Source organism: Pseudomonas sp. AC136 (assembly GCF_979258585.1).
Window position 1 is genome coordinate 3,659,552 of the sequence record NZ_OZ409865.1, and the last position, 25,036, is coordinate 3,684,587.

Annotated in this window: 24 protein-coding genes; 15 read left to right on the plus strand and 9 right to left on the minus strand. The window is 61.3% G+C overall.

The genetic code is table 11. The features are described from left to right. Positions 1 to 143 precede the first annotated feature (143 nt). Positions 144 to 803, plus strand: coding sequence for a glutathione S-transferase family protein (locus ACZZZU_RS16235; protein WP_122497500.1), 660 nt, complete (start codon positions 144 to 146; stop codon positions 801 to 803). 54 nt (positions 804 to 857) lie between these two features. On the opposite strand, the gene argH is transcribed toward ACZZZU_RS16235, so the two are convergent. Then, positions 858 to 2,252, minus strand: a complete 1,395-nt coding sequence (gene argH, locus ACZZZU_RS16240; protein WP_122497498.1) for an argininosuccinate lyase — start codon at positions 2,250 to 2,252, stop codon at positions 858 to 860. Positions 2,253 to 2,510: 258 nt separating this feature from the next. Between argH and ACZZZU_RS16245 the strand changes: the two genes are divergently transcribed. The 8 genes from ACZZZU_RS16245 (at position 2,511) to rsd (ending at position 9,984) form a co-directional block, all read left to right on the plus strand. Further along, entirely contained in the window at positions 2,511 to 3,596 is a 1,086-nt protein-coding gene (locus ACZZZU_RS16245) for a sensor histidine kinase (RefSeq protein ID WP_122497495.1), read from the plus strand. Then, positions 3,593 to 4,339: a LytR/AlgR family response regulator transcription factor gene (locus tag ACZZZU_RS16250; RefSeq protein WP_122497493.1), complete on the plus strand. Its 747-nt coding sequence runs from the start codon at positions 3,593 to 3,595 to the stop codon at positions 4,337 to 4,339. Before ACZZZU_RS16245 ends, ACZZZU_RS16250 begins: the two co-directional genes overlap by 4 nt. Positions 4,340 to 4,446: 107 nt before the next feature. Further along, entirely contained in the window at positions 4,447 to 5,388 is a 942-nt protein-coding gene (gene hemC / locus ACZZZU_RS16255) for a hydroxymethylbilane synthase (protein ID WP_463551190.1), read from the plus strand. Next, positions 5,385 to 6,158, plus strand: a complete 774-nt coding sequence (locus ACZZZU_RS16260) for a uroporphyrinogen-III synthase (protein ID WP_463551191.1) — start codon at positions 5,385 to 5,387, stop codon at positions 6,156 to 6,158. The genes hemC and ACZZZU_RS16260 overlap by 4 nt, the downstream gene beginning before the upstream one ends. A gap of 16 nt (positions 6,159 to 6,174) precedes the next feature. Further along, a complete protein-coding gene (locus ACZZZU_RS16265) occupies positions 6,175 to 7,341 on the plus strand; it encodes a uroporphyrinogen-III C-methyltransferase (RefSeq protein WP_463551192.1) in 1,167 nt (388 codons plus the stop codon). After that, on the plus strand, positions 7,338 to 8,579 hold the full coding sequence (locus ACZZZU_RS16270; RefSeq protein WP_463551193.1) for a heme biosynthesis HemY N-terminal domain-containing protein: 1,242 nt from the start codon (positions 7,338 to 7,340) through the stop codon (positions 8,577 to 8,579). The genes ACZZZU_RS16265 and ACZZZU_RS16270 overlap by 4 nt, the downstream gene beginning before the upstream one ends. 185 nt (positions 8,580 to 8,764) lie before the next feature. Beyond that, entirely contained in the window at positions 8,765 to 9,259 is a 495-nt protein-coding gene (locus ACZZZU_RS16275) for a disulfide bond formation protein B (RefSeq protein WP_463551194.1), read from the plus strand. A gap of 251 nt (positions 9,260 to 9,510) precedes the next feature. Further along, the gene (rsd, locus tag ACZZZU_RS16280; RefSeq protein ID WP_122497481.1) at positions 9,511 to 9,984 is read left to right on the plus strand and encodes a sigma D regulator; all 474 of its coding nucleotides are present in this window, start codon (positions 9,511 to 9,513) and stop codon (positions 9,982 to 9,984) included. 31 nt (positions 9,985 to 10,015) lie between these two features. Here the strand turns inward: rsd and ACZZZU_RS16285 are convergent, their stop codons facing one another. Continuing rightward, positions 10,016 to 10,672 (minus strand): FKBP-type peptidyl-prolyl cis-trans isomerase, encoded by a 657-nt coding sequence (locus tag ACZZZU_RS16285; protein ID WP_463551195.1) that lies wholly within the window; start codon positions 10,670 to 10,672, stop codon positions 10,016 to 10,018. Positions 10,673 to 10,785: 113 nt separating this feature from the next. Between ACZZZU_RS16285 and ACZZZU_RS16290 the strand changes: the two genes are divergently transcribed. Next, on the plus strand, positions 10,786 to 11,862 hold the full coding sequence (locus ACZZZU_RS16290) for an AlgP family protein (RefSeq protein WP_463551196.1): 1,077 nt from the start codon (positions 10,786 to 10,788) through the stop codon (positions 11,860 to 11,862). On the opposite strand, the gene ACZZZU_RS16295 is transcribed toward ACZZZU_RS16290, so the two are convergent. Then, the gene (locus tag ACZZZU_RS16295) at positions 11,859 to 12,308 is read right to left on the minus strand and encodes a TIGR02444 family protein (protein ID WP_463384526.1); all 450 of its coding nucleotides are present in this window, start codon (positions 12,306 to 12,308) and stop codon (positions 11,859 to 11,861) included. The genes ACZZZU_RS16290 and ACZZZU_RS16295 overlap by 4 nt on opposite strands. A gap of 49 nt (positions 12,309 to 12,357) precedes the next feature. Between ACZZZU_RS16295 and ACZZZU_RS16300 the strand changes: the two genes are divergently transcribed. From ACZZZU_RS16300 to ACZZZU_RS16320, 5 genes are all read left to right on the plus strand, one after another. After that, complete coding sequence (locus ACZZZU_RS16300) at positions 12,358 to 14,268, plus strand: ATP-binding cassette domain-containing protein (RefSeq protein ID WP_463384527.1); 1,911 nt, start codon at positions 12,358 to 12,360, stop codon at positions 14,266 to 14,268. Between the two features lie 48 nt (positions 14,269 to 14,316). Beyond that, on the plus strand, positions 14,317 to 15,084 hold the full coding sequence (locus ACZZZU_RS16305; protein WP_122497473.1) for a TerC family protein: 768 nt from the start codon (positions 14,317 to 14,319) through the stop codon (positions 15,082 to 15,084). Positions 15,085 to 15,180: 96 nt separating this feature from the next. Further along, entirely contained in the window at positions 15,181 to 15,813 is a 633-nt protein-coding gene (rhtB, locus tag ACZZZU_RS16310) for a homoserine/homoserine lactone efflux protein (RefSeq protein ID WP_122497471.1), read from the plus strand. Positions 15,814 to 15,987: 174 nt separating this feature from the next. Further along, positions 15,988 to 17,904 carry an FTR1 family protein gene (locus ACZZZU_RS16315; RefSeq protein ID WP_463551197.1) on the plus strand — a complete coding sequence of 639 codons (1,917 nt, stop codon included), beginning with the start codon at positions 15,988 to 15,990 and terminating at the stop codon, positions 17,902 to 17,904. A gap of 76 nt (positions 17,905 to 17,980) precedes the next feature. Further along, entirely contained in the window at positions 17,981 to 18,442 is a 462-nt protein-coding gene (locus ACZZZU_RS16320) for a YaiI/YqxD family protein (protein ID WP_463536186.1), read from the plus strand. Here ACZZZU_RS16320 and ACZZZU_RS16325 read toward each other — a convergent pair. From ACZZZU_RS16325 to ACZZZU_RS16350, 6 genes are all read right to left on the minus strand, one after another. Further along, entirely contained in the window at positions 18,427 to 20,568 is a 2,142-nt protein-coding gene (locus ACZZZU_RS16325) for a putative bifunctional diguanylate cyclase/phosphodiesterase (RefSeq protein WP_463551198.1), read from the minus strand. The genes ACZZZU_RS16320 and ACZZZU_RS16325 overlap by 16 nt on opposite strands. A 141-nt stretch (positions 20,569 to 20,709) precedes the next feature. Further along, complete coding sequence (locus ACZZZU_RS16330) at positions 20,710 to 21,180, minus strand: thioesterase family protein (RefSeq protein ID WP_463551199.1); 471 nt, start codon at positions 21,178 to 21,180, stop codon at positions 20,710 to 20,712. An 83-nt stretch (positions 21,181 to 21,263) separates the two neighbouring features. Beyond that, complete coding sequence (locus ACZZZU_RS16335) at positions 21,264 to 21,713, minus strand: type IV pilin protein (protein ID WP_463551200.1); 450 nt, start codon at positions 21,711 to 21,713, stop codon at positions 21,264 to 21,266. After that, on the minus strand, positions 21,700 to 23,712 hold the full coding sequence (locus ACZZZU_RS16340) for a pilus assembly protein (RefSeq protein WP_463551201.1): 2,013 nt from the start codon (positions 23,710 to 23,712) through the stop codon (positions 21,700 to 21,702). The genes ACZZZU_RS16335 and ACZZZU_RS16340 overlap by 14 nt, the downstream gene beginning before the upstream one ends. Further along, the gene (locus ACZZZU_RS16345) at positions 23,709 to 24,257 is read right to left on the minus strand and encodes a pilus assembly PilX family protein (RefSeq protein ID WP_463551202.1); all 549 of its coding nucleotides are present in this window, start codon (positions 24,255 to 24,257) and stop codon (positions 23,709 to 23,711) included. Before ACZZZU_RS16345 ends, ACZZZU_RS16340 begins: the two co-directional genes overlap by 4 nt. Then, positions 24,254 to 25,030 (minus strand): prepilin-type N-terminal cleavage/methylation domain-containing protein, encoded by a 777-nt coding sequence (locus ACZZZU_RS16350; RefSeq protein ID WP_463551203.1) that lies wholly within the window; start codon positions 25,028 to 25,030, stop codon positions 24,254 to 24,256. The genes ACZZZU_RS16345 and ACZZZU_RS16350 overlap by 4 nt, the downstream gene beginning before the upstream one ends. Between the last annotated feature and the right edge of the window lie 6 nt (positions 25,031 to 25,036).

Genomic DNA, 25,036 nt, shown 5'->3' on the forward strand with positions numbered 1-25,036 from the left:
GCGCGCTCCTCGGAAAACAAGGCCGCAGTGTGCCATGGTCCGTGCGCAATGGCGTACGCATTCATGGGGTGGATTCGGCTGGGCGCCTGGCTCGTCACGGTTTATAAGGTGCAACGCCCACTCCACCAGGAACGGAGATTGACATGCTCAAACTGCACGGTTTTTCGGTCAGCAACTACTACAACATGGTGAAACTGGCCTTGTTGGAAAAAGGCATCCCCTTCGAAGCGGTCGCCGTTCACGGCGGCCAGCGCGAAGAGTTTCTGGCCATCAGCCCGCGCGGCAAAGTGCCGGTGCTGCAAACCGAGAAAGGTTTCATCAACGAGACCAGCGTCATTCTCGAGTACCTGGAAGAAACCCACCCCGCCAAGCCTTTGCTGCCGAGCGACTCGCAGGCGCGCGCCTACGTGCGTTCGCTGATGCGCGAGATTGAGCTGTATATCGAGCTGCCGGCGCGCGCCTGTTACCTGGAGGCGTTTTTCGGCGGCAAAGTGGATCCGGCGATCAAAGCCAAAAGCTTGGAAGATTTGAACCTTGGGCTGGCCAGCCTGAAACGTCACGGCGCGTTTTCGCCGTACCTGGCCGGTGACACCTTGAGCCTGGCTGACCTTTATTTTCTGTACAGCCTGGACTTGGCGAGCACGGTTATGGGCAAGCTCTTCGCCACGGATGTGCTGGCCGATTTCCCGCAGGCGGCCGCGCTGTTCAAGCTGCTGAACCAGAATCCGAATGTGCAGAAGGTGGCGGCCGACAAAGACGCCGAGATGGAGCAGTTTTTGGCGATGGCGCGGGGCAAGAAGTAAACCAACCGCTCGCGGCGGATCGGATTGCCCGATCCGCCGCGATGGGAAATGCGGTTAGCGGCTGGCCAACAGCGCCTTGCCGCGAACAACTGCAGCCTTGACTTGATTCGGCGCTGTGCCACCGATATGGTCGCGGGCGTTCACCGAACCTTCGAGGGTCAACACGGCGAACACGTCCTGCTCGATTTGCTCACTAAACGTGCGCAGCTCCTCGAGGCTCATTTCCGCCAGGTCTTTACCGGTTTGCACGCCGTACTTCACCGCATGGCCAACAATTTCATGGCAATCACGGAAGGGCAGGCCCTTGCGAACCAGGTAGTCGGCGAGGTCCGTGGCCGTGGAAAAACCACGCAGGGCAGCTTCACGCATGACGGCGGTTTTCGGCTTAATCGCCGGCACCATGTCGGCGAACGCACGCAGGCTGTCGCGCAGGGTGTCGGCGGCGTCGAACAGCGGCTCTTTGTCTTCCTGATTGTCTTTGTTGTAGGCCAGCGGTTGCCCTTTCATCAAGGTCAGCAGGCCCATCAGCGCGCCGAATACGCGCCCGGATTTGCCGCGTACCAGCTCTGGCACATCAGGGTTTTTCTTCTGCGGCATGATTGAGCTGCCGGTGCAGAAGCGGTCAGGCAAATCGATGAACTGGAACTGCGCGCTGGTCCATAGCACCAGCTCTTCGGAGAAGCGCGACAGGTGCATCATCGCCAGCGAAGCTGCTGCGCAGAATTCGATGGCGAAGTCGCGGTCAGACACGCCGTCCAGCGAGTTGCCACCTACCGCATCGAAACCCAGCAGTTCGGCGGTGACTTCCCGCTGAATCGGGTACGTGGTGCCGGCCAATGCGGCCGAACCCAATGGCATGCGGTTGGTGCGTTTGCGGCAGTCGACCAGCCGCTCATAGTCACGCGAGAGCATTTCGAACCAGGCCAGCAGGTGGTGGCCGAAGGTGACCGGCTGGGCGGTTTGCAGGTGCGTGAAGCCGGGCATGATGGTGCCGGCTTCGCGTTCGGCCTGCTCCAGCAAACCCTGTTGCAGACGGGTAATTTCGCTGAGGATCAGGTCGATTTCATCGCGCAGCCACAGGCGGATGTCGGTAGCGACTTGGTCGTTGCGCGAGCGGCCGGTGTGCAGTTTTTTACCGGTGACGCCGATGCGGTCGGTCAGCCGCGCCTCGATATTCATGTGCACGTCTTCCAGGTCCACGCGCCACTCAAAGGTGCCGGCCTCGATTTCGCTCTGAATCTGTTTCAAGCCATTTTCGATGGCGTCGCGCTCATCCGCCGTGAGCACGCCGACCTTGGCCAGCATGGTGGCGTGGGCAATGGAGCCCATGATGTCGTGGCGGTACAGGCGCTGGTCGAAATTGACCGAGGCAGTAAAGCGGGCAACAAAGGCGTCGACAGGTTCGCTGAAGCGGCCGCCCCACGATTGGTTGGTCTTTTCGGTGCTCATGGCAATGACTCGGCTGGTGCGCAAAACGGGAGGCCACGGGAAGCGGCCAGCGTAAAAAGTGTGCGGATAATAGCAGGGTAGACAGCAACTTCGCGGCACCGGTTAGTCGTGCCGTTATGCCCGGCGCCGTCGGCGAAGGGCGACGGCAATGTAGGACTGGTCACAGTTTTGCCGACGCGATGGCCATTTGCTGCTTTATTTAGTCCGTGCAGCGCCCGCCCGCTTGCTGCCGCGCAAGTCGCCCCGGAAACTGTGTCGATGCGTATCTCATGGCTTAAATCGAAAAAAACCGCACCCGGCGAATTCTTCTTGCCCGAGCTGTGCCTGCCCGAAGCGTTGCTGGTGCTGGTGCTGCTGGCCGAGCTGCTAGTGCTGGTGCTGGTATTGGCCGAGCCGATGCAGCCGGGCTTCAACTGGATTCGTCTGGCACTCACCTCGCTATTCGTGCAATGGATCGTGCTGCTCTCAGCGGGCCTCATGTGCCAATTGCGGCCGCTGTTGGCGCGCTTGCCGGCAGCCCTGGCGGGGCTGCTGTGCTGCCTTTTGGTAGTAGGACTGACGCTGACCTGCACGGCCATTGCCGACTTTTACAGCCTGGGCGGACCGTTGCCGCGTACCGGCGAGGTGAACCTGTATCTGCGCCATGCGCTGATTAGTCTGATCATGTCGGCGCTGCTGCTACGCTACTTCTACCTGCAGAGCCAATGGCGGCGACAGCAGCAAGCGGAACTGTCAGCAAGAATCGAGTCATTGCAGGCACGGATCCGTCCGCATTTCCTGTTCAACAGTTTGAATAGCATCGCCAGCCTGGTCGTAATTGATCCCTATAAAGCTGAACAAGCGGTGCTGGATTTATCCGATCTGTTTCGCGCCAGCCTGGCCAAGCCCGGCAGCCTGGTGACGTGGAGTGAGGAGCTGGAGCTGAGCAAGCGCTATCTTTCTATCGAACAATATCGTCTTGGTGAGCGTCTACAGTTGCAGTGGCAGGTCGACAATGTTCCGCCCGACCTGCCAATTCCGCAGCTCACCTTGCAGCCATTGTTGGAGAACGCTTTGATCTACGGTATTCAGCCGCGCATCGAAGGGGGCGTGGTACGCATAGAAGCAGATTACAAAGACGGGGTGTTCGAGCTGAGTGTCAGCAACCCTTATGACCCGGAGAAGGAGGGCAGTGAGCACAAACCCTCTCGTGGTACACAGCAAGCGTTGGTGAATATAGATGCGCGTCTTGCGGCACTTTTTGGCCCTCGCGCGAGTCTCAGCGTGGATCGCCGTGACGGGCGCCACTTCACCTGTCTACGCTATCCTTGTGCGAGACTCACGCAGGAAGCCCGAGCAATATGAATGTCCTGATCGTCGACGATGAACCCCTAGCCCGCGAGCGCCTCAGCCGTATGGTCGGTGAGCTCGATGGTTACCGAGTGTTGGAGCCCTGTGCCAGCAATGGCGAAGAGGCGTTGACCCTGATCGATAGTCTTAAACCCGATGTGGTGTTACTCGACATTCGCATGCCGGGTCTGGATGGCTTGCAGGTGGCCGCCAAACTCTGCGAGCGCGAGGCGCCGCCAGCGGTAATTTTCTGCACCGCGCACGATGAGTTCGCCATCGATGCGTTTCAGGTCAGCGCCGTGGGTTATCTGGTCAAGCCGGTGCGCCCAGAAAGCCTAATCGAAGCGCTGAAAAAAGCCGAACGTCCCAATCGCGTGCAGCTGGTGGCGCTGACCCGGCCAGCCGCCGAGAGCGGTAGCGGTCCGCGCACCCATATCAGCGCCCGCACCCGCAAAGGCATCGAGCTGATTCCCCTGGACCAAGTCATTTATTTCATCGCCGACCATAAGTACGTGACGCTGCGTCACGAGGGCGGTGAGGTGCTGCTGGACGAACCCCTTAAAGCTCTGGAAGACGAATTCGGTGATCGCTTTGTGCGTATTCACCGCAACGCGCTGGTGGCCCGTGAGCGTATCGAACGCTTGCAACGCACCCCGCTCGGTCATTTCCAGCTGTACCTCAAAGGCTTGAATGGCGATGCCCTGATCGTCAGTCGCCGGCACGTGGCCGGTGTACGCAAGCTAATGAACAGCCTCTGAGCTAACCCACCCGAACGGCTGCTGCGGCAGCCCGTCACCCTGACGGCGGGTGCACCACCTGCGCGGCTGCCTTACTATGCGCGGGTTAATTCCGTTCGAGAGCCGTCATGTCGTCCCGCGAAATCCGCATCGCTACCCGCAAAAGTGCCTTGGCCCTCTGGCAGGCCGAATACGTTAAAGCTCGCCTGGAAGCGGCGCACCCAGGGCTCGTCGTCAGCCTTGTGCCAATGGTGAGTCGTGGCGACAAGCTGCTTGATTCACCGCTGTCGAAAATCGGCGGAAAAGGCCTTTTCGTCAAAGAACTCGAAACCGCGTTGTTGGAAAACGAAGCCGACATCGCCGTGCATTCGATGAAGGACGTGCCGATGGATTTCCCCGAAGGCCTGGGCCTGTACTGCATTTGCGAGCGCGAAGATCCGCGTGACGCCTTCGTTTCCAACACCTACGAAAGCATCGCCGCCTTGCCGCAAGGCGCCGTGGTCGGCACCTCCAGCTTGCGCCGTCAAACCCAACTGTTGGCGATGCGCCCGGACCTGCAAATCCGCTTCCTGCGCGGCAACGTCAACACCCGTCTGGCCAAGCTTGATGCTGGCGAGTACGACGCCATCATCCTCGCGGCGGCCGGTCTTATCCGTCTGGGCTTCGCCGACCGCATCCGCTCCAGCATCAGCGTCATCGACAGCCTGCCGGCCGGTGGCCAAGGCGCGGTTGGTATTGAATGCCGCAGCGCTGACAGCGACATCCACGTGCTGCTCGCCGCCCTCCATCACCATGAAACCGCACTGCGCGTGACCGCCGAACGAGCCCTGAACAAAACCTTGAATGGCGGCTGTCAGGTGCCCATCGCCTGCTATGCCGAACTGCAGGGCGAGCACATCTGGCTGCGTGGTCTGGTCGGCCAGCCCGATGGTGGTTTGTTGCTGCGGGCCGAAGCCATGGGCACGGTGAAAGACCCTAACGCCCTGGGCGTCAGCGTCGCGCAAGACCTGCTGCAACAAGGCGCCGCCGCCATTCTGCAAGCCGTCTACGGTGAGGCTAAGCCCGAGTGACCCGCTGGCGGTTGCTGCTCACCCGCCCGGCTGAAGAGTGCGCGGCCCTGGCCGTCACGCTCGCCGAGCACGGCGTATTCAGCAGCAGCCTGCCATTGCTGGATATACAGCCGCTTGCTGAATCGCCTGAACAGCACCGCTTGATGGAACACCTGGATCGCTACTGCGCGGTTATCGTCGTGAGCAAGCCGGCTGCTCGACTGGGGCTGGCCTTGCTCAACCGCTACTGGCCGCAGCCGCCCGCGCATGTCGCGTGGTTCACTGTTGGTGCCGCCACTGGCCAGATACTGACCGAGCATGGCTTGACCGTAAGCTATCCCCCCCGGGGTGATGACAGCGAAGCCTTATTGGCGTTGCGGGAATTGCAAGCCGCATTGGCCACTAGCGCCTCACCACGCGTACTGATTCTGCGTGGAGAGGGTGGCCGTGAAGCCCTGGCTGAATGCTTGCGCGGCCAAGGCGTAGCGGTCGATTATCTGCCACTGTATCGCCGCTCGCTGCCGCACTATGCGGTGGCGGCCTTGCCAGAGCGTGTTTACGCTGAACGCTTGAATGGTCTGGTGGTCAGCAGTGGGCAGGGTTTTCAACACCTGCTGACCCTGGCTGGCGCCGAATGGCCGACACTGGCGCGGCTACCCTTGTTTGTACCGAGCCCGCGGGTTGCCGAAATGGCGACTGCCGCCGGGGCTCGTGCGGTTGTGGACTGCCGTGGTGCGAGTGCCGCGGCGTTGCTGGCAGCTTTGCGGGACCATGCCCCGGCTGCCCTCTGATGCACAGGACGGATACGTGAGCGAAGCAACCTCCCCGAAAGATGACACTCAACCTGCGCTTACTGCGCCCACTTCTCCCCGCACCGAACCGGTTGCCCCGCCGCCTGCAAAAGGACGGGGCACGGGGTTGGCAGCCCTGGCGCTGTTGATTGGTGCTGCGGGTATAGCGGCCGGCGGCTGGAGCGTCTGGCAGGTTCGAATGCTGCAAAGCCATGATCGGGAGCAACTGTCGCAACTCGAACAGGCTCGCAGCCAAACCCAATTGTTATCGCAACGTGAGCAGGGCCTGACCGACCGCGTCGCGGCGCTGCCCGACCCTCAAGAACTCGAAAGTCGCCGCCGTTTGTTGGCCCAATTGCAAGGCGATCAACAGCAGCTCAGTCAGCGCGTCGAAAGCGTGTTGGGCGCGAGTCGCCAAGATTGGCGTCTGGCCGAAGCTGAGCACTTGCTGCGTCTGGCCGCGTTGCGCCTCTCGGCATTGCAGGATGTGGGTAGCGCCGCCGTGCTGGTACAGGGCGCCGACGAGATTCTGCGTGACCAGGACGACTCCGGCTCCTATGCCGCTCGCGAACAGCTGGCCAAGGCCTTGGTGGCATTGCGCGGCATTACGGCGTTGGATCGCACCGGCCTGTTCTTGCAACTGGGCGCCATGCGCGAGCAAGCGGCGGAGCTTAATTCGCTGGTGCCAGCGTTCACCAGCAAAGGCGAGCAATTCAATTTCGCCGCTGAAGGTGACGGGCAGGGCTGGTGGTCAGAGTGGCTGGAAAAACTGTCGCGCTACATCCGCATCGACTTCCATGCCGACCAGAACGTGCGGCCATTGTTGGCCGGCCAGAGCCTGACGCAAGTTCGCCTCGCGTTGACTCTTGCCCTTGAACAAGCGCAATGGGCCGCCTTGAATGGCAAACCTGAGGTTTATCGCCAAGCCATGACCCAGGCGCGCAACGTGCTCGACAGCTACTTCAATGCGCAGAATCCCGACAGCCAGGCGCTGCTGGCGCGGATCGACGAGCTCATCGGCCAACCAGTGGCGGTGACGATGCCGGACCTCACGCCGGCCACAGACGCCGTGCGCGCCTACGTGCAGAAACGTCAGAACGCGAGCCAGAAACTGCAAGAAGAGCGGCAGTCCCAGAGCGATCAGCCGGCGGCTGATAACGAGCTGGAGGAAGTCAGCCCATGAGACGTGCGCTGCTGATTCTGCTGTTGCTGGTCGCGACGGCCGTGTTGATTGGCTTGGCCGTGGTTGAAGACCCCGGCTACGTGCTGATCGCCTACAAAAACTTCCGCTACGAGTCCAGCTTGTGGGCTGCGGTTGCGCTGATCGCCGTGGTGTGGCTGGCGGTTTACCTGATTCGCTTGCTGCTGAGTTTGGTGTTTGTGTCGGGCGGCGTGGTCAATCCATGGTCGCGGCGCAACCGCAAACGCCGCGTGCAACTGGCCAGCGAACAGGGCTTGCTCGACCTCGCCGAAGGGCGCTGGGCACGCGCTGTGCGACACCTGCAACGCGCGGCCGAGGGCGAGCAACAACCACTGATTTATTACCTCGGTGCGGCGCGTGCCGCGAACGAATTGGGTGACTACGAACAGAGCGATGGCTTCTTGGAAAAGGCCTTGGAGCGCCAGCCCCACGCCGAGCTGGCGATTGCATTGGCCCATGCCGAGTTGCAGCAGGCGCGCGGGCAGACTGAAGCTGCATTGGAAACGCTGCAGGTCATGCGCGACCGCCACCCCCACCATCGCCAAGTGCTCAAACATCTTCAGCAGGTGCACCAGCAGCGCGGCGATTGGCCAGCGGTGATTGCCCTGTTGCCGGACCTTCGCAAAGACAAAGTGCTCGGTGATGCCGAACTCAGCGCCCTCGAACAACAAGCCTGGAGCGCGCGATTGGCCAGCGCTGCCACCGACGGTTTGAACAATGGCGAGATCGCGCTGCAGCCGCTGACCCAGGCGTGGCAGCACCTGTCCAAAGCGCAGCGCAGTGAACCGCAATTGGTGGCCGTGTACGCCGAGCAGTTGCGTGTGCTGGGCGCGCCGGAGGAAGCGGAAGAGGTGCTGCGTGCTGCCATTTCGCGGCAATACGACAGTCGCCTGGTCGAGCTTTACGGTCAGGTGCGTGGCCGCGATGTCGCCAAGCAAGTGCAGACGGCCGAAGGTTGGTTGAAGACCAATCCGACCGACCCCGTGTTACTGCTCTGCTTGGGGCGTCTGTGTTTGCATAACAACCTGTGGGGCAAGGCTCGCGAGTACTTTGAAAGCAGCCTGAGCTTCGCCCGTACGCCGCAAACGTGCGCAGAGTTGGCGCGCCTGTTGGCGCAGCAAGGTGAGTTGCAACGCAGCAACGAGTTGTACGAAGAAGGCATGGGGCTGCTGGATCGGCGGCTCACTCCCGCTCCTGTTCCAGCCACTGCCGGCACCTGAAGCCGCGACAATTTGTCTGCGGGCAAAAACGCTTGAGGCTCGCGGCGCCGCGACGTGACTGACGCGGCGACCCGCGACTGGACGTGCGGTGCCAGCAGGGCGATGGTTGCACTGCGGTGCCGGCTTGTATCGGCGAGGCGCTTTCCACTAACGTACCGCCTTTCCTCGCCTCCTCCGGAGTTGTCATGTCGCTGGCTAGCCCGCGTTCGCTGTTCTTCCTCGCCTTTCTTGCCTGCGTCGCCATGATGGGCGGCGCGCTGTATCTGGAACATGTCGTGGGCCTGGAGCCCTGTCCGCTGTGCATCGTGCAGCGCCTGTGCGTGATGGCGTTCGGCGCCTTTGCGTTGCTGGCCGCCTTGCACAACCCCGGCCGTGGCGCGCGTCGGGTATATGCCTCGCTGACATTCTTATCCGCTGCGGCCGGCGCGGCTGCTGCCTGCCGGCAGATTTGGATTCAGAACACACCTCCCGATCCCATGGCATCGTGCATGCCGAGCAATTTCGACTACATGCTGCAAAACCTGCCCTTTCAGGAATTCGTCTCCCGCGTGCTCCACGGCACCGCCGACTGCGCCGAAGTGACCTGGACACTGTTCGGCATGAGCCTCGCCGAATGGTGCCTACTGGCGTTTGTCGGCATGGTGATTTTCTCGGCGTATCAGTTCCTGCGTCGCGCCTGACCCCACCCTTCTCAGCGGCTCAAAGTCGCTGTGTTCCCGGCCTGTGCGTTTGCTCAGGCCAAGCCGCATGCGGCATTGCGATCAAACGGGCGTATGAAACTTTCTCCTTTGGCGCCTTGTAGGGCGTAGCGGGCGGGCATAATCTGGCCAGCACAAAGCGTCGGTTAAATGCCGTTGTAAAGCGCCGAATGACAAAAAACCGTCTCGGAGCAGACGTAGAAACAGCATTGAATCAAGGGGAGTGAGTCATCATGCTCGAGAGCTGTCAGAACGCCCAAGAACGCTGGGGTGGGGTGCATCTACTAATCGACCGCTGGCTGCAAGAACGCCACGAATTGGTCCGTAGTTTTGATGTATTGCACGACGAAGCCGCTTCGAAGGAAGCCAACGAACAGGCCCTGCAACGGTTTTGTGAAGTGTTGGTAGATTACGTGTCGGCTGGTCACTTCGAGGTCTACGAACAACTCACCAATGAAGCCAAGGCGTTCGGTGATGATCGCGGGCTGGAGTTGGCCAAGCAGATTTATCCACGCATTGAAGCCATTACCGAAGTGGCGCTGGCCTTCAATGATCGTTGCGACAAAGGCGACTGCAGCGACGCCGCTCTGGTGAACGCTGAATTGAAGCGTTTGGGGCAATTGCTTCACGAGCGCTTCGAGCTTGAAGACTGTTTGATCGAAGTGCTGCACAACGCCCATCAGCAACAAGCGGCGCCAGTCGTCTAAGCCGTTGTTGAGTGATTAACGGGGCCGTCGCTCAGTCGGCGGCCTCAAGCAATTCCAGTTCAAATACCAAGGGCGAGTAGGGCGCAATCAAATCGCCGGCCCCTTCGGCGCCATAGGCCTGGGCAGACGGAATCACCAAACGCCATTTGCTGCCCACCGGCATTTCCCGCAGCGCAATTCGCCACCCGGTTATCACGCTGTCGAGCTTGAACCACACTGGCTGCGCACTCTCGTCAAACACGCTGCCATCGGCAAAACGCCCCACGTACTTCACTCGTACGCGACCGTTCGCATTCGGCACACGCCCCTGTCCGCGATGCAGTTCGTTGTACAGCACGCCGCCTGGCAATTCTCGTACCCCATTCTTGGCCTTTTCATTGACCATAAAGCGCGTTTCCGCCTGCCGCGCTTTTTGATCATCGACAGGTGCTTCGGCGAGTTGGGCTTCGTGCTCGGCCAGTAGCTGTTCCATGCGCTTGGCATCGAGCTGCAACGGCTCGCCGCGATAGGACTGGCGCAGTCCATCGAGCAACGCTTGCAGTTGCAAATCGGGCACTTCTTCGCGCAGACGCTGACCCAGTTTTACGCCCAGGCTGTAAGCCAGGTCGTGCTGGTTTTCCTGCGCCGGTGTGGCGCTGACTGCGAGCGGCGCGAGCAGGAAAAACAGCGGTAAAAGATAACGCGACATGGGCGTTCTCCGAGCGACGAGTGCGGCGATTATGCCAGCACTCATCGCGGAACTGGCGAGCGGCGAAACGGCCGGCTAGTATGGCCGCACCAACGTTCGCCAGGAGGCGCGTCATGTCGGCCAATAAGAAATCGGTAACCACTCCTTTGCATCTGCTGCAGCAGCTTTCTCAAAGCCTGCTGGATCATCTCGAAAGTGCTTGTTCCCAGGCTTTGGTCGACGCTGAAAAGCTTCTCGCCAAACTGGAAAAGCAGCGCGGCAAGGCACAGGAAAAACTGCACGACGCGCGCAGCTTGCTGCAAGCCGCGACCACCGCAGGCAAGAACAAAGCACAGAACAAAGCCAAGCAAGCCGTCGCCGAACTGGAGGCGCTGCTCGACACCCTTAAAGCCAGCCAGGCCGAAACGCGTAACTACATCGTGCAGCTCAAGCGCGATGCCCAGGAAAGCCTGAAATTGGCCCAAGGCGTTGGCAAGGTTAAAGAGTCCGTTGCCAAAGCGTTGAGCGCACGCAGCGCGGCGCCAAAACCAGTGGCCGCTAAACCCGCAGCCAAAGCGCCTGCAGCCAAAGCGGCGGCCAAGCCTGCTGCCAAACCAGCCGCCAAAGCGCCGGTAAAAGCCGCCGCCAAGCCCGCCACCAAAGCACCCGCAAAAGCCGCTGCTAAACCAGCTGCCAAAGCACCGGCCAAACCCGTTGCGAAAAAAGCGCCCGTGAAAGCTGCCGCGAAACCGGCCGCGAAGGCCGCGTCGACCGCCGCCAAACCTGCCGCCAAAGCACCGGTGAAAGCCGCCGCCAAACCGGCTGCTAAGCCAGCAGCAAAACCTGCTGCTAAAGCACCCGCCAAGGCAGCCGCCAAACCAGCGTCGAAGGCCGCCGCCAAGCCTGCCGCAGCTAAACCAGCAGCCAAACCAGCCGCTGCTGCTAAGCCTGCAGCTGCCAAAGTCGCCGCAAAACCGGCTGCTAAACCAGCGGTAAAAGCGCCGGCCAAAGCGGTCGCTAAACCTGCTGCGAAGCCCGCTGCCAAGGCGCCGGCGAAACCTGCCGCAGCCAAACCTGCTGCCAAGCCGGTCGCAGCCAAACCAGCGGCACCGGTAAAACCGGCCGCGGCGCCTGCGCCAGTGGCTGCTCCGGCAGCACCCGCTGCCGCAACACCTACTACCAACGGTAGCGGCGTGCCGAGCCTGTCCTAAGTGTGAGTGGCCGCGACGCGCAGCAAAGCCAGCGCGTCGCGGTCATGCTGGCCGGCCACGGCAGTCAGCCAATCGTCCTCTGTTTCCCCTGTTGGCCATTCGCTCGCTAATTGCTGCAAGCGTTCGAGCAGCTCACGCTCACTCTGCAATTCCAACTGTTTAATGTGCTCGCGCAGGTCGGCGACGGCATGATCGTGGGCCGCTGTTTCGCGCCAGCGTTGCCGTAGATGGCGCAGTGGCGTGATTACGGTTTGCTGCCAGGGCGTGGCCAGATCCGTTAACGCCCGAATACGTAATGGTGTGCAGGCGACGCGGCGTCGTTCCAGCCATGCGGCGCACAACACCAGGCACACATCGGCACCTTGCGCTTGCAAACGCAGGCACGCGGTTTCGACGCCAGCGCCGGCGTACAAGGTACTGGCAAAACTCCACAGGTCAGAGGGCATGGTCTTTCCAGGCGATGTGCGAACGAAGCTGGTAGACTCCGCCGCCATTATGATTCGACTACAAAACCTCACTTTACAGCGTGGCCCGCAGCGTTTGTTAGAAGACGCCGAGCTCACGCTGCACGCCGGCCACAAAGCCGGCTTAATCGGTGCCAACGGCGCCGGCAAATCCAGCCTGTTCGCCTTGCTGCGCGGCGAGTTAACGCCCGATTCGGGCGACTGCTTCCTACCAGCCGATTGGCGTATCGCGCACATGCGCCAAGAGGTCGATACCCTTGAGCGTATCGCCGTGGACTATGTGCTTGATGGCGATGTGCGTTTGCGCCAGGTACAAACCGACCTGGCCGCCGCCGAAGCCTCGCATGATGGCGCTGCGCAGGCGCGGCTGCACGCCGAGCTGGACGCTGCCGACGGCTACACCGCCGATGCCCGCGCGCGCAAATTGCTCGCAGGCTTAGGCTTTAGCAATGAACAGATGGATCGCCCGGTCGGCAGTTTTTCCGGCGGCTGGCGGATGCGCCTGAACCTCGCCCAGGCGCTGATGTGTCCGTCCGATTTGCTTTTGCTCGACGAGCCCACCAACCACTTGGATCTCGACGCCATTCTCTGGCTTGAAGAGTGGCTGAAGAGTTATCCCGGCACGCTGCTGCTGATTTCCCACGACCGCGACTTCCTCGACGCTGTGGTCGATCACGTTGCCCATGTCGATCAGCGCAAACTTGTGCTGTATCGCGGCGGCTATACCGCGTTTGAGCGCGCCCGGGCTGAGCGTCTGGCGCAGCAGCAACAGGCGTATGAGAAGCAGCAGGCGCAGCGCGCGCACATGGAAAAGTACATCGCCCGCTTCAAAGCGCAGGCGACCAAAGCGCGTCAGGCACAGAGCCGAATCAAAGCGTTGGAGCGCATGGAGGAGCTGTCGGCTGCCCATGTCGACTCGCCGTTCGACTTCACCTTCCGTGAAGCCGACAAGATTTCCAGCCCGCTGCTTAACCTGTCCGATGGCCGCCTGGGCTACGGCGATAAGGTGGTGTTGGAGAAAGTAAAACTCGGCCTGGTGCCGGGCGCGCGCATTGGTTTGCTCGGGCCAAACGGTGCGGGCAAGTCGACGTTGATTAAAACCCTGGTCGGCGAATTGCCGGTGATTGGTGGGCGGCTTGTGCGGGGCGAGAACCTGGTGGTTGGCTACTTCGCCCAGCACCAGTTGGACTCGCTGGACAACAAAGCCAGCCCGCTGTTGCACCTGCAACGCCTGGCACCGACTGAGCGTGAGCAAACGCTGCGCGATTTCCTCGGCGGCTTCGACTTCCGTGGCCCGCGCTGCGACGAACCGGTAGTGAATTTCTCAGGCGGCGAAAAAGCACGCTTGGCCTTGGCGCTGATCGCCTGGGAAAAGCCTAACCTGCTGCTACTCGACGAACCCACCAACCACCTCGATCTGGAAATGCGCCTGGCCTTGACCATGGCCTTGCAAGAGTTCGAGGGCGCCGTGGTGGTGGTGTCTCACGATCGCCACTTGCTCAAGAGCACCACCGATGAATTCCTGCTGGTCGCCGAAGGGCGCATTCAGGAGTTCGATGGCGATCTAGAAGATTACGCGCGTTGGCTCGTCGACTACCGTGCGCGCCAGGCGCCCGTCAGCAGCAGCGCGCCGGCCGGTGACAAGACCGACAAGCGCGCCCAACGCCAAGCCGCTGCTGCGTTGCGTCAGCAACTGGCGCCGCACAAGCGTGAAGCAGAAAAGCTGGAAAAAGAGCTGGGGCTGCTGCACGAAAAGCTCGCTAAGGTTCAAGAGCGACTCGGTGATGCGGCGATTTATGAAACATCGCGTAAAGACGAATTGCGCGATCTTCTTGCCGAACAAGCCAAAATGAAGGTCCGTGAAGGCGAGCTGGAAGAGGCTTGGATGCTGGCGCTGGAACACCTGGAAAGCCTCGAGCAACAACTGGCCCAAGTCGACTGAAAGCAAAGAACCTGACGGACCACCACTTACCCCTTTTGAGGCAACACTATGGAATGGCTAATGAGTCCAGAGATCTGGGTCGCGTTTCTGACCTTGACCGCTTTGGAAATCGTCCTTGGCATCGACAACATCATCTTCATCTCGATTTTGGTCAGCCGACTGCCGATCGAGCAACAACCCAAAGCACGCTTCTTCGGCCTAGCCCTGGCCATGGGCACCCGAATTCTGTTGCTGCTGTCGATCACCTGGGTGATGCGCCTGACCACGGATCTGTTCACCGTGTTCGAGCAAGGCATTTCCGGGCGTGACCTGATTCTGTTCTTTGGTGGCCTGTTCCTGCTGTTCAAAAGCACCGCCGAGATTTATCACGGCCTTGAAGGCGCTGAAGAAGAGGCCAAAGCCGGCGGCAAGGTGTACGGCTTTATGGGGATCATCACGCAGATCGCCATCATCGACATCATCTTCTCCCTCGACTCGGTAATCACCGCCGTCGGCCTGGTGCAGCATGTACCAGTGATGATCGCGGCCATCGTGATTTCCGTGGGCGTCATGATGCTGGCCGCCAGCACCATCAGCGAATACATCGACAAGCACCCTTCGCTGAAGATGCTCGCGCTGTCGTTCCTGATCGTGGTCGGCACCGTGCTGATCGCCGAAGCCTTCGAAGTGCATGTACCAAAAGGCTACGTCTACTTCGCCATGGCGTTCTCGCTGGCGGTAGAAGCCATCAACATCAAAATGCGCACCGCCCGGGCTCGGGCGGCCAGCAAGAATGTTGACGCCGTGCAACTGCGCAAGAACAGCCCGGACGCCTAAACGGCGCTGTGCTCCTCAACTGTGTGGTGACTGTGCTAGTCAGTCATCACACAGCGCGTTACCGTAAGCGCCCCCCTATCTCTGAGGTTCGCAGCCATGTTGCTCGAAACCTGGTTGGCGTTTTTCGTGGCCTGTTGGTTAATCAGTCTTTCCCCTGGCGCAGGCGCAATCGCCTCGATGTCGGCCGGCCTGCAATACGGGTTTTGGCGCGGCTACTGGAACGCCTTGGGCTTGCAGCTTGGCCTGGCCGTGCAAATTGCTATTGTCGCTGCGGGCGTCGGTGCGATTCTCTCGGCATCGGAATTGGCCTTTAGCCTGATCAAATGGTTCGGCGTGATTTACCTGGTGTACCTGGGAATCAAACAGTGGCGCGCGCTGCCAAGCGACCTGGCGGATGAAGCGGCGGTGCGTCCTTCTGGTCGTCCATTGACGTTGGTGCTGCGCGGGTTTCTGGTGAACGTCAGCAACCCCAAGGCCGTCGTGTTCATGCTGGCGGTGCTGCCGCAATTCATCGACCCCAAAGCCCCGCAGCTGATGCAGTACCTGACCATGGGCGCGACCATGATTACGGTCGACCTGATTGTCATGGCGGGCTACACCGGCTTGGCGTCTCGCGTGCTGCGCTTGCTGCGCACGCCACGTCAGCAGCGGGTGATGAACCGCACGTTCGGTGCGCTGTTCATTGGCGCGGCTGGGTTGCTGGCTAGCGTCCGCCGAGCGGTGAGCTAAGGCTGTCTTATGCTTTTTGCAGGCGCGTTTCAAGCGGATCGCGCCCTTTTCGCTTCTACGTACTCGAATTCCGCAAATTCCTAATCACCGCGATTACGAAAAGCTTTGTTACAAGGCTTGAGTGAGAACGATAGGAAGGTAACAATGTCAGCCATTCTTATTTGGGATGGAATCATGTTTACCTCTTCCCGCGTGTTGTTATGCCTCCTCTCGCTGTTGTCTCTTTTGAGCCTGAACGCATTCGCTGACCCGGTGGAAGGAACCGCCCAAGCCATACATTTGCTGGATTACATCAGCGCCGACTATGCCGATTCGGTGAATGCCGGACAGGTCATCAACGCCGACGGCTACCAAAAACAACTTGATGCCCTGAGCACGCTGCAAGGCTTGATCGTCGCCCTGCCGGCGCGCCCGCAGCGCGGTGACATCGAGCAAGGCGCACAAGCCCTGCACGACGCCATGGCCAAGCAGCAACAACCCGCCACGGTGAGCCGTCAGGCGCGTCAGCTCAGCGCCCAGGTGGCAGCGGCTTACGAAGTTAGCCAGGCACCGGTGATCACGCCGGACCCCACCCGCGGCGCACCCATTTACGCGCAGCAATGTGCGGTCTGCCACGGTGATGCCGGGCTGGGTGATGGCCCCGCCGGCATCGGCCTGGAGCCTGCGCCGTCAAACCTGACGGATGCCAAACGCCTCGGTCGCCTCAGCCTGTACGACCTTTACAGCGCCACCACCCTGGGCATCGAAGGCACCGACATGCCGGCCTTTGCTGACCAGTTGGATGAGCGCCAGCGTTGGGACTTGGCTGTGTACATCGCAAGCTTCAGCGCGGCGAAAACAGCCCCGGCTGCCGACGGCGCGAAAGGGAAAACCTTCGACCTCGCCGAACTGGCTCGCCAAACCCCCGACGAGATCGCTGCCAGCCAAGGCGAACCGGCGGCTGCGTTGTTCCGCAGTCAGCGCGCACAGCCTCCGGTGGTGCAACGTGGTCCGCAGCAACTGCTCGACTACACCAGCGTCACCCTGGACAAGAGTCTCGCTGCGTACGGTGCCGGTGATCACGACCAGGCTTACGACCTGTCGGTGGCTGCCTATTTGGAAGGTTTCGAGCTGGTAGAAAGCTCGCTCGACAACGTCGACGCGCAAGTACGCAAAGACACCGAAAAAGCGCTCATGGCCTATCGGCAATCGCTGCAAGACGGCCTTCCACTGCCCCAGGCTGCACAGAAGCTCGAGTTCGCCAAAACCAAACTGCAGGAGTCGGCCAAGCTCTTGGGCAGCGATGGCTTGAGCCAGTCGCTGAGCTTTATCTCGGCGCTGTTGATTCTGCTGCGCGAAGGCCTGGAAGCGATTCTGGTGCTGGCTGCCATCCTCGCGTTCCTGCGCAACACCGGTCAGCAATCGGCCGAGCGTAGCGTGCACATTGGTTGGGGCTTGGCGATGTTGGCTGGCGTGTTCACCTGGGCGGCGGCGGCTTATCTGTTCGACGTCAGCGGCGCACAGCGTGAACTGCTCGAAGGCTGCACGGCGTTGTTCGCCGCCGTGATGGTGTTGTGGCTGGGCGTGTGGATGCACGACCGTCGTCACGCTGCTGCCTGGCAGGATTACATCAAGAGCAGCCTGGTGGGCGGCGGCGGGCGTTTCGGCTTTGCCATCCTGGCGTTCTTCTCGGTGTACCGCGAGCTGTTCGAAGTCATCCTGTTTTACGAAACCCTCTGGCTGCAGGCCGGTCCAGCCGGGCACACGGCGGTGTTGGCCGGTGGCGCCACGGCGTGTGTGCTGCTGGTCGGCCTGGCCTGGGTGATTTTGCGCGGTTCGGCGCGTCTGCCGCTGGGCGTGTTCTTCGGCATCAACGCCGCGTTGCTTTGCGCGCTGTCGGTAGTGTTCGCTGGCCACGGCGTAAAAGCGCTACAAGAAGCAGGCGTGTTCGGCACGCACCCGGTTCCATTTATCGAATTCGAGTGGCTGGGTATTCATGCCGATCTTTACTCGTTGTCGGCGCAGGCGATTGCTCTTATCGCCATCGCCTTGCTCTATGGCCGCAGTTTCGTCACGGCGCGCCAGCGTGAGCAGGCGGCTAGCGCCAGCTAAACGCAGCGGTTAGGCGAACGGGCGAGCAGTGTCACACTGCTCGCCCGTTTTCGTTTTCGAATGGCAGGAGTGTTGTATGCGCGTGTGGATCGATGCCGATGCGTGTCCCAAAGCGGCCAAAGATCAGGTGGTCAAGTTCGCCTTGAAACGCCAGTTCGAGGTGCTGATGGTTGCAGGCCAAAGCCAGACCAAGCCGGCGTTTGCCTGCGTGCGGCTGATCGTGGTGCCCAGCGGCCCGGATGCGGCCGACGACTACCTGGTCGAACACGCGGCGCCGGGTGACTTGGTTATTTGCAGCGACGTACCGCTGGCCGACCGCCTGGTGAAAAAGGGCGTGGCAGCGCTGGACCCCCGAGGCCGCGAGTTCGATGCCGGCAATATGGGCGAGCGTTTGGCCGTACGGAATCTATTCACCGACCTGCGTGAGCAAGGCCAGGTTGGCGGCGGGCAAGGCCCTTACGGCGAGCGCGAAAAGCAGGCATTCGCCAACAGCCTGGACCGCATTCTCACGCGCCTGAGTCGTCAGGCGCTGAGCTGAGGCGAGGCTTGCGGCGGCGTCAGCCACAGCTGCAGCGCCTCCATCGACAGGGGGCGGCTGAACAGATAGCCCTGAATCAGATCGCAGTCGTTGGCGCGCAGAAAGTCCAACTGCTCTTCGGTCTCTACGCCCTCAGCGACTACTTTCAACTGGAGCTTGTGGGCCATGGCGATAATCGCGGCGGTAATCGCCATGTCGTTCGGTTGTGCCGGAATTTCACGGATAAACGAGCGATCCACTTTCAGACTGTTAACCGGCAACTTGCGCAGGTAGGCCAGCGAGGAATAGCCGCTGCCAAAGTCGTCGATGGAAATTTTCACCCCGAGCCGGCGGATTTCTTCGAGTATTTCGACCGCCGTATTGAGGTTGTTCATCAGCGCATTCTCGGTCACTTCCATCACCAACCCGGAAGAATCCAGTCCGGTGCGCGCCAGAATGTGACCGATGGCGGCAGGCAGCGCCCGGTTCGACAGGTTTAGGGCGGAGCAGTTGAACGCCACGCGCAACTCGGGGAAGCCAGCCTTGCGCAGCGCCATCAAATCGCGGCAAGCGCGTTCGGCCACCCACAAATCCAGTTCGACGATAAAGCCATGCTGCTCGGCCAGCGGCGCGAACACCTCCGGGCTGACGGCGCCGCGTTCCGGGTGATCCCAGCGCGCGAGTGCTTCGAGACTCATCACCTGCCCGGTCTCGCTGGAGACGATGGGCTGATAGTGAACGTGAAGCCCGTCTTCGTTCAGCGCGCGCCGCAAGTCCTGCTCCAGCGTCAGGTCCATATGGGCGCGGCGCTCCAGATCCGGACTAAAACGCAGGCTGCGGTTGCGCCCGTTCTGCTTGCAATAGCCCACGGCCAGGCCGGCGTGTTTGAACAGGGCGTCGTAGTCGGCGCTGTCCTGCGGGAACAGGCTCAGGCCAATGCTGGCGGTTTGGGTAATCTGGCCGCAGGCCAGGCTGAACGGCGTTTGCAGTTGGTCGACGATGCGGCTGGCTAACTGTTCAGCCTGGTAGCCGTGCTCAACGCGGGCGAGCACGCAAAACTCGTCACCAGAAAAACGCGCCAGTACATCCTCGCCACCCAACGCGGAGCGAATGCGCTGGGCAACCAGTTGCAGCAAATGGTCGCCGGTAGCGTGGCCGAGGCTGTCGTTGATGCGTTTGAAATTATCCAGATCAATAAACAGCAGCGCCCAACGCTGCTGTGGCTCTACGGCGCCCAATGCGCGGTTGGCCAACTGGGTGAACGCACGGCCATTGAACAGGTTGGTCAGGGGGTCGTACTGCGTAACGGCGTTCAGTTCCTGCGCCACCTGGCGCAACTTGGCGTGTTGTTCGCGCAGGCGCTGGTCGGCCCAACTGGCACCAATGCCGGCGACGATGATCATCAGCGCAATCAGGCCAATTGACACAGCCAGAACCGTTTGCTCGCCGGTTTCCGCCACGGGGCGCAGCACGTGGGCATACAGGTCTGACGGCACGGCCAGGGTCATGGCGGCCATGCCGGTGAAATGCATTGAGGCAATCGCGCCGCCCATCACCAGGCTGGCCAGGATGCGCAGCCAGTGTGCGCGCTCGCCAGTCTTGCCGCGAAAATAGAACGCCAGCACCAGGGCGGCGAGCGAAGCGCCGATGGCGATCAGTATCGACACGGCAAACAGCGTGGGGTCGTAGTACAGCGTGGCGGCAGACTCAATGGCCGCCATGCCGCTGTAATGCATGGTGGCGATGCCGACGCCCGCCGTGACTGCGGCCGCCACGTACTGCCATGGCGCCAACCGTTTGCGGCTGATCACCCACATCACCGCATACGACACGGCGACCGCGATGAGCAGCGAGAGCAGGGTGATGTGGAAGTTGTAGCCGATGTGCAGCGGCGCGCTGAAGGACAGCATGGCGATAAAGTGCATCGACCAGATACCGCCGCCCAGAGCGAAGGCGCCGATCCAGCGCCACAGTTCGCGTCCTCCCATGGTACGGCTGCTGCTCACCCGATTGGCCATGGCCAGGGCAGTGAAACCGGCGGCGCTGGCGACCAGATAGGCCAATAACACCAGGCTGGGATCGTGTCGGCAGTCGAGGAGGACCGTCTGGTTGGCCGGCATGTCCGCGAGGAAGTGCAGCAAGGGCATCACAAGCTCCAACCAAGATTAGGCGGCACGGCCATCAATAGTGGCGCATTGCCATTTTTCGGCATCTTAAAGGGCGGCACGAGTGGACGCCACGCTTTTGGTCGGCTCCGACAGCGTGCGCTAAACGGCGTTTTGATCCCGTTATCCGCACAGGTAAGTTCCCGTCCCCACCGCCACCAGCGTGCCATCGTCGGCATGCAGTTCCGAGCGTACCACCGCGACTTTGTTGCCGGAGCGCAGGAGCACGGCTTTGGCGACGAAGTGCTCACCGCGTCCCGGCCGCAGATAGTCCACACGTAAATCGATGGTGCCGAGCTTGGACAACCGCTCCATACGCTCGGCAGTGCCCAGGTTCTGATGCCGCTCAAACGCGCCGATCAAGGCCATGGCACCGCCGGTGACATCCAGCAAAGCCGAGATCACGCCGCCGTGAAGAATGCCGTGAACAAAGTTGCCCACCAGCCCCGGCTGCATCGGTAACGACATCAACACCTGCTCGGTGGAGAGATCGTCGATACGTATCCCCAGCATTTGATTAAACGGAATGCGCTCAAAGAAGCTCTGCACGGCTTGCTTGAGTTCCGGGGTGAGTTCGAATGTCGAGTCGGGCATGGCGTGTTCGCTCCAAGGTGTGGGGCTTAGCCTGCCGCAAGCCGCCGGCATCCGCCATCGCCGTTGTAGGGACGTTTTGGCCATTACTTCCAGCATTCCTGCGGGGTGGCCGTGCCGGTCGAGCCGGTCACGCCTGCGCCGTTCAGCAGCAGCGAGGCGCAAGCAGAGTCTGCCTGCTGCGTGCCAGTCGGTTCCGCCCGCAGCAGGTAGCCGCCGTCGCCCGGCTCGACGATTAAGCGGTACAAGCCGTTGGCGCTCAGCACAACGTCGCCGTCGGTGTGGGGCAATTGCAGCTCGCGCAGCGACGCCACCGTGGTGACGTACAGCTGGTTTTGCGCGTAATAGCGGGCCTGGCGAGCAGCCGTGTCGACCAGCAGAGCCTGCGCCTCGGTGCGATTAGTGCGCAGCACGTATTGGCGGTACTGCGGCATTGCGAAGGCATACAGCAGGCCCATGATGGTCAGCACCACCATCAGCTCCAACAAGCTAAAGCCGGCGAAACGTCGCGCGAGGGTTGGTTCACGGTGTGACATCGGTGATCACCCTCCAGCTTTGCCGCCCGTTCGCACGAGGGCCGAGAGAAATCGATGCACAGCCGTTATTACCCAGCACACACGGCGCGCCGGTCGTAGGGTCGACGACGATGTGCACGTTTTCGTCAACGTTGATACCAGAGGGCAGGTCACCCTCTCGTGTGTCTTGCTCGTCTACCCGGCCATCGTCATTCAGGTCAAACACGGGGAACAGCGCGCCGCTACCGGTGCCTGAGTTGATCGCGTAAAGGCGGCGCTCGACGTCGCGCTGGCAGGGGGCAATGGACGGGATGCGGGTGCGCACAAACAGCAACTCTCCATGTTTCTCTGGCGGATCAGTCAGGCGCTCGCTGCCGGCCCCTGCGGTGCCGGGTTGCAGTTCGATATACCAACCGTGTTTGTCACCAGTCGCAGCGTCAGGAAGCTGCCAGCTCACCGCATGGTTGGTTAAGCGCAGCGGTGGGCTGATCTGCTGTTCCTGAAGCGACTCGAAACGCACAGCGTCGGCAGCCGAGGTTTTTTCACCTTGGGTTTGGCGGTCCCAAACGGCATACAAGCTGTGCTGGTCGACATCTGGACTCAGGTGGTTTTGCCCTGTGCCGAACAGGATCAAGTAACCCTGCTCTGAAGGGTGACTGACTACGGACGGCGCCATCGTGATTGGCTGCGCAGCCGAGGCGCTCGTACGTGTCGGTGCGCTGAACAGCGGGGTGCCGGCGAACGCCAGGCGGAAATTGTCGGGGCTGACGGTGTGTGGCGGCGCAGGCTTGTCCAGCCCGCCCACGCTTGTATCGAATAAGTCGAAACGCCACAGGTTGCCGAGGTTATCTCCGGCGTACGCGTAATCAGCGTTGCCATCGCCATTGGTGTCGACCACTCGCGGCATGGCCAGACCGGGCGCTGGTCGGGGTGTGACGATTCGGCGGATAAGCGCTCCAGTGCGAATGTCGAGCAACAGCAGGGCAGCCGTATCGGTTGGCACGTCGACCCCGTTGCCCAGAACGACGGCCCACTGCCCGGTATGCAGGCGGGCGATGGTCGGTGCGGTCAACACATGGCCCAGATGCGGGTCGTTACTGGCGCTGTATTCCCACAGGTGAACAGGCCGGTTCGGGTCGCTGACATCCAGCGCCAGCAACCCGCGTCCGCCGGCGCCAAAGCTGACGAGCAGAACGGTGTGCCAAGCGCCTTCGTAATAAACGTCCTGGCTAATTAAAGGGCCGTCAACGAAGAAACGGTGCGGGTCACCGTGGTGGATGCCGTAGGTGGCCGCCGTCAATGTTACGAGCTTGGGCAATATCGCCGAGGGCACAACGCTCCAGCGTTCTTCGCCCGTCGCGGCATCGAATGCGTGCAGCCGGCCGTCATTCGCGCCCACATACACTTGAGCTCGGCGTGGCGTGGCCCTGAACGCGGCATATGCGCCGAGCGAGCCGTCGTAGCTGTCCATGACCTTGCCTACACGATCAGGCGAGCCGACCAACAGCGGGACTGAATTTATGATGTCGCCAAGTTCGGGTAAACCCGGACGCAGCAGCGCGCAACCGTCCAGCCCCTCGCATGATTCGCCGCTCAGCAACGCCACGCGGGCGGCGCCGTATCCGTCGGGCTCGCCATCGGCGCCACGATTTAGCATCGCACGTTCCTCCTCATTAAGCGCTGACCAACGAAAATCTTTAAGTCCAGATTGTCCATGGCTGCCGGCGAGTAGTAGGCGGCGCGGCCGAGGCATGTGTTCGCTGGCGCGCCACAGTGTCGTGCCTGGCGTCGCCGCGGCGAGCCGCTCTTTGCTCAGCTCGCCCGACCAGTTCAGAGGGTTGAAGTGCGTCCAGTAGCGGACGCTGGGTTCGAGCGAGGTCACCATGCTGGTGGACGTGGGCGGACGGATACATAACCGGTTCCGGAAATAGTCGTCACCGTTGCCCAGGGTTTTGGAGGCAAACAGACCGCTGAGCCCGGCAAGTACCCATGCGGTAAATCGCAGATGAAAAGTGCTCATGGTCGGCCGTCCAGAAAGGTGCGCGCCACGACGGAACGCAAACAAATGGCCGCAACCGCGCAGTTGTTATGAAGGGGCAGGTTGGGCGATACCAAGTGCGCAAAAAACGCCTGGCTGCTGACTTCGTAGTAATACGTACCGCCGGCCTTGGCGGTGTCGCCATACGAAACTTCGGCCGGCTGCTGGCTAGCCGAAGGTATTTGGCGGATATACCAGCGCGCAGTGGCCCCGGTGCGTGTCGGACCCAGCGCCGCCTGATAGGGAGTGGCTGCTGAAAAATCTACGCCGTTATGACTGGCAATTCCTTGCAAGCATGGCTGCGTGCCGCACGTTGGTAGGGGGCCGAGTGCCTGGTTAATGTGGCGCTCGGCTTCGCGCAACCCGGCTTCGGCGGCGTTGAGCAAGCGTTGCTGCTCCAGGTCGCGGGTGAGGGTGCGTGTTTCCATGGCGATATCGTGAACGCCGGACACCGCTAACGTGGTAACCACCACCATTAAAATCAGCGTTATCAACAGCACGCTGCCTCGCTCGTCGGTGGGGTTCATGGCAGGACGTTCCTTAAAGTGGCGGTGCCTTTCACCACTTGGTAAAGCCGCAGTGTGGGCGCTGCGGGGAAGTCCTTTTCGTACCAATAGCGCCAGGCCAGAGCGTTGCTGGCTGCCGTGCCACCGGGCACTGCTGCGCTCATAAGCGCCGCGTAGCGAATGCTGCGAACCAAGTCGTTAGACGCAGGCGTGGCGGTGTAGGCCAGAACGTCGAGCGCGCCGGGTGCTGCTACACCGAAATCAAAGCGAGCATCGGTGATGCCTTCGATCAGCGTGGCGGTGCCGTCTTTGCTGGTGCACATCAGTTGCTGGGTGGCATTGATGGACAGTTTCTCGACATACGCTTCCACCGGTTCGGCATACGGAATGGCCAGGCTCGCCGTGTTGGCTGGCCGGCTATTGCCCAGGCAGTCGAGTTCCTGCCGGTCGCTGGGTTGATAGCGGATGCACAGGGTTTTGGCGTTTACCGAAACGACCACCTGGCCGGCGGCGAATACGCAGCCTGGCACGCCGGAACCTGCTTCATCGAGTGCCGGGAAAGCCGCCTCCATGGTCTGCTCCGGCCGACGCTTGAACCCGGTTCTGGCCAGTTGCCTGTCCAGCCATTGCATGGTGAAACGGGCGTTGTTCTGGTTGTCGGCCTGGGCCCGTTGGAAGAGGTAGCTGAGTTTGTTGTCGATCACGACCTGGGCGGAGGTGAGCATCAAAAACGAGCCGATAGCCAGGGCTACCAACAGCTCAACCAAGGACAGTCCACGCTGCATTGTTCTCATGCTGCG

Bases quoted from the DNA above. Each gene is read 5' to 3' on its own strand.
- ACZZZU_RS16235 (WP_122497500.1), top strand. From the start codon at position 144: ATGCTCAAACTGCACGGTTTTTCGGTCAGCAACTACTACAACATGGTG.
- argH (WP_122497498.1), bottom strand. From the start codon at position 2,252: ATGAGCACCGAAAAGACCAACCAATCGTGGGGCGGCCGCTTCAGCGAA.
- ACZZZU_RS16245 (WP_122497495.1), top strand. From the start codon at position 2,511: ATGCGTATCTCATGGCTTAAATCGAAAAAAACCGCACCCGGCGAATTC.
- ACZZZU_RS16250 (WP_122497493.1), top strand. From the start codon at position 3,593: ATGAATGTCCTGATCGTCGACGATGAACCCCTAGCCCGCGAGCGCCTC.
- hemC (WP_463551190.1), top strand. From the start codon at position 4,447: ATGTCGTCCCGCGAAATCCGCATCGCTACCCGCAAAAGTGCCTTGGCC.
- ACZZZU_RS16270 (WP_463551193.1), top strand. From the start codon at position 7,338: ATGAGACGTGCGCTGCTGATTCTGCTGTTGCTGGTCGCGACGGCCGTG.
- ACZZZU_RS16275 (WP_463551194.1), top strand. From the start codon at position 8,765: ATGTCGCTGGCTAGCCCGCGTTCGCTGTTCTTCCTCGCCTTTCTTGCC.
- rsd (WP_122497481.1), top strand. From the start codon at position 9,511: ATGCTCGAGAGCTGTCAGAACGCCCAAGAACGCTGGGGTGGGGTGCAT.
- ACZZZU_RS16285 (WP_463551195.1), bottom strand. From the start codon at position 10,672: ATGTCGCGTTATCTTTTACCGCTGTTTTTCCTGCTCGCGCCGCTCGCA.
- ACZZZU_RS16290 (WP_463551196.1), top strand. From the start codon at position 10,786: ATGTCGGCCAATAAGAAATCGGTAACCACTCCTTTGCATCTGCTGCAG.
- ACZZZU_RS16295 (WP_463384526.1), bottom strand. From the start codon at position 12,308: ATGCCCTCTGACCTGTGGAGTTTTGCCAGTACCTTGTACGCCGGCGCT.
- ACZZZU_RS16300 (WP_463384527.1), top strand. From the start codon at position 12,358: ATGATTCGACTACAAAACCTCACTTTACAGCGTGGCCCGCAGCGTTTG.
- ACZZZU_RS16305 (WP_122497473.1), top strand. From the start codon at position 14,317: ATGGAATGGCTAATGAGTCCAGAGATCTGGGTCGCGTTTCTGACCTTG.
- rhtB (WP_122497471.1), top strand. From the start codon at position 15,181: ATGTTGCTCGAAACCTGGTTGGCGTTTTTCGTGGCCTGTTGGTTAATC.
- ACZZZU_RS16315 (WP_463551197.1), top strand. From the start codon at position 15,988: ATGTTTACCTCTTCCCGCGTGTTGTTATGCCTCCTCTCGCTGTTGTCT.
- ACZZZU_RS16320 (WP_463536186.1), top strand. From the start codon at position 17,981: ATGCGCGTGTGGATCGATGCCGATGCGTGTCCCAAAGCGGCCAAAGAT.
- ACZZZU_RS16325 (WP_463551198.1), bottom strand. From the start codon at position 20,568: ATGCCCTTGCTGCACTTCCTCGCGGACATGCCGGCCAACCAGACGGTC.
- ACZZZU_RS16330 (WP_463551199.1), bottom strand. From the start codon at position 21,180: ATGCCCGACTCGACATTCGAACTCACCCCGGAACTCAAGCAAGCCGTG.
- ACZZZU_RS16335 (WP_463551200.1), bottom strand. From the start codon at position 21,713: ATGTCACACCGTGAACCAACCCTCGCGCGACGTTTCGCCGGCTTTAGC.
- ACZZZU_RS16340 (WP_463551201.1), bottom strand. From the start codon at position 23,712: ATGAGCACTTTTCATCTGCGATTTACCGCATGGGTACTTGCCGGGCTC.
- ACZZZU_RS16345 (WP_463551202.1), bottom strand. From the start codon at position 24,257: ATGAACCCCACCGACGAGCGAGGCAGCGTGCTGTTGATAACGCTGATT.
- ACZZZU_RS16350 (WP_463551203.1), bottom strand. From the start codon at position 25,030: ATGAGAACAATGCAGCGTGGACTGTCCTTGGTTGAGCTGTTGGTAGCC.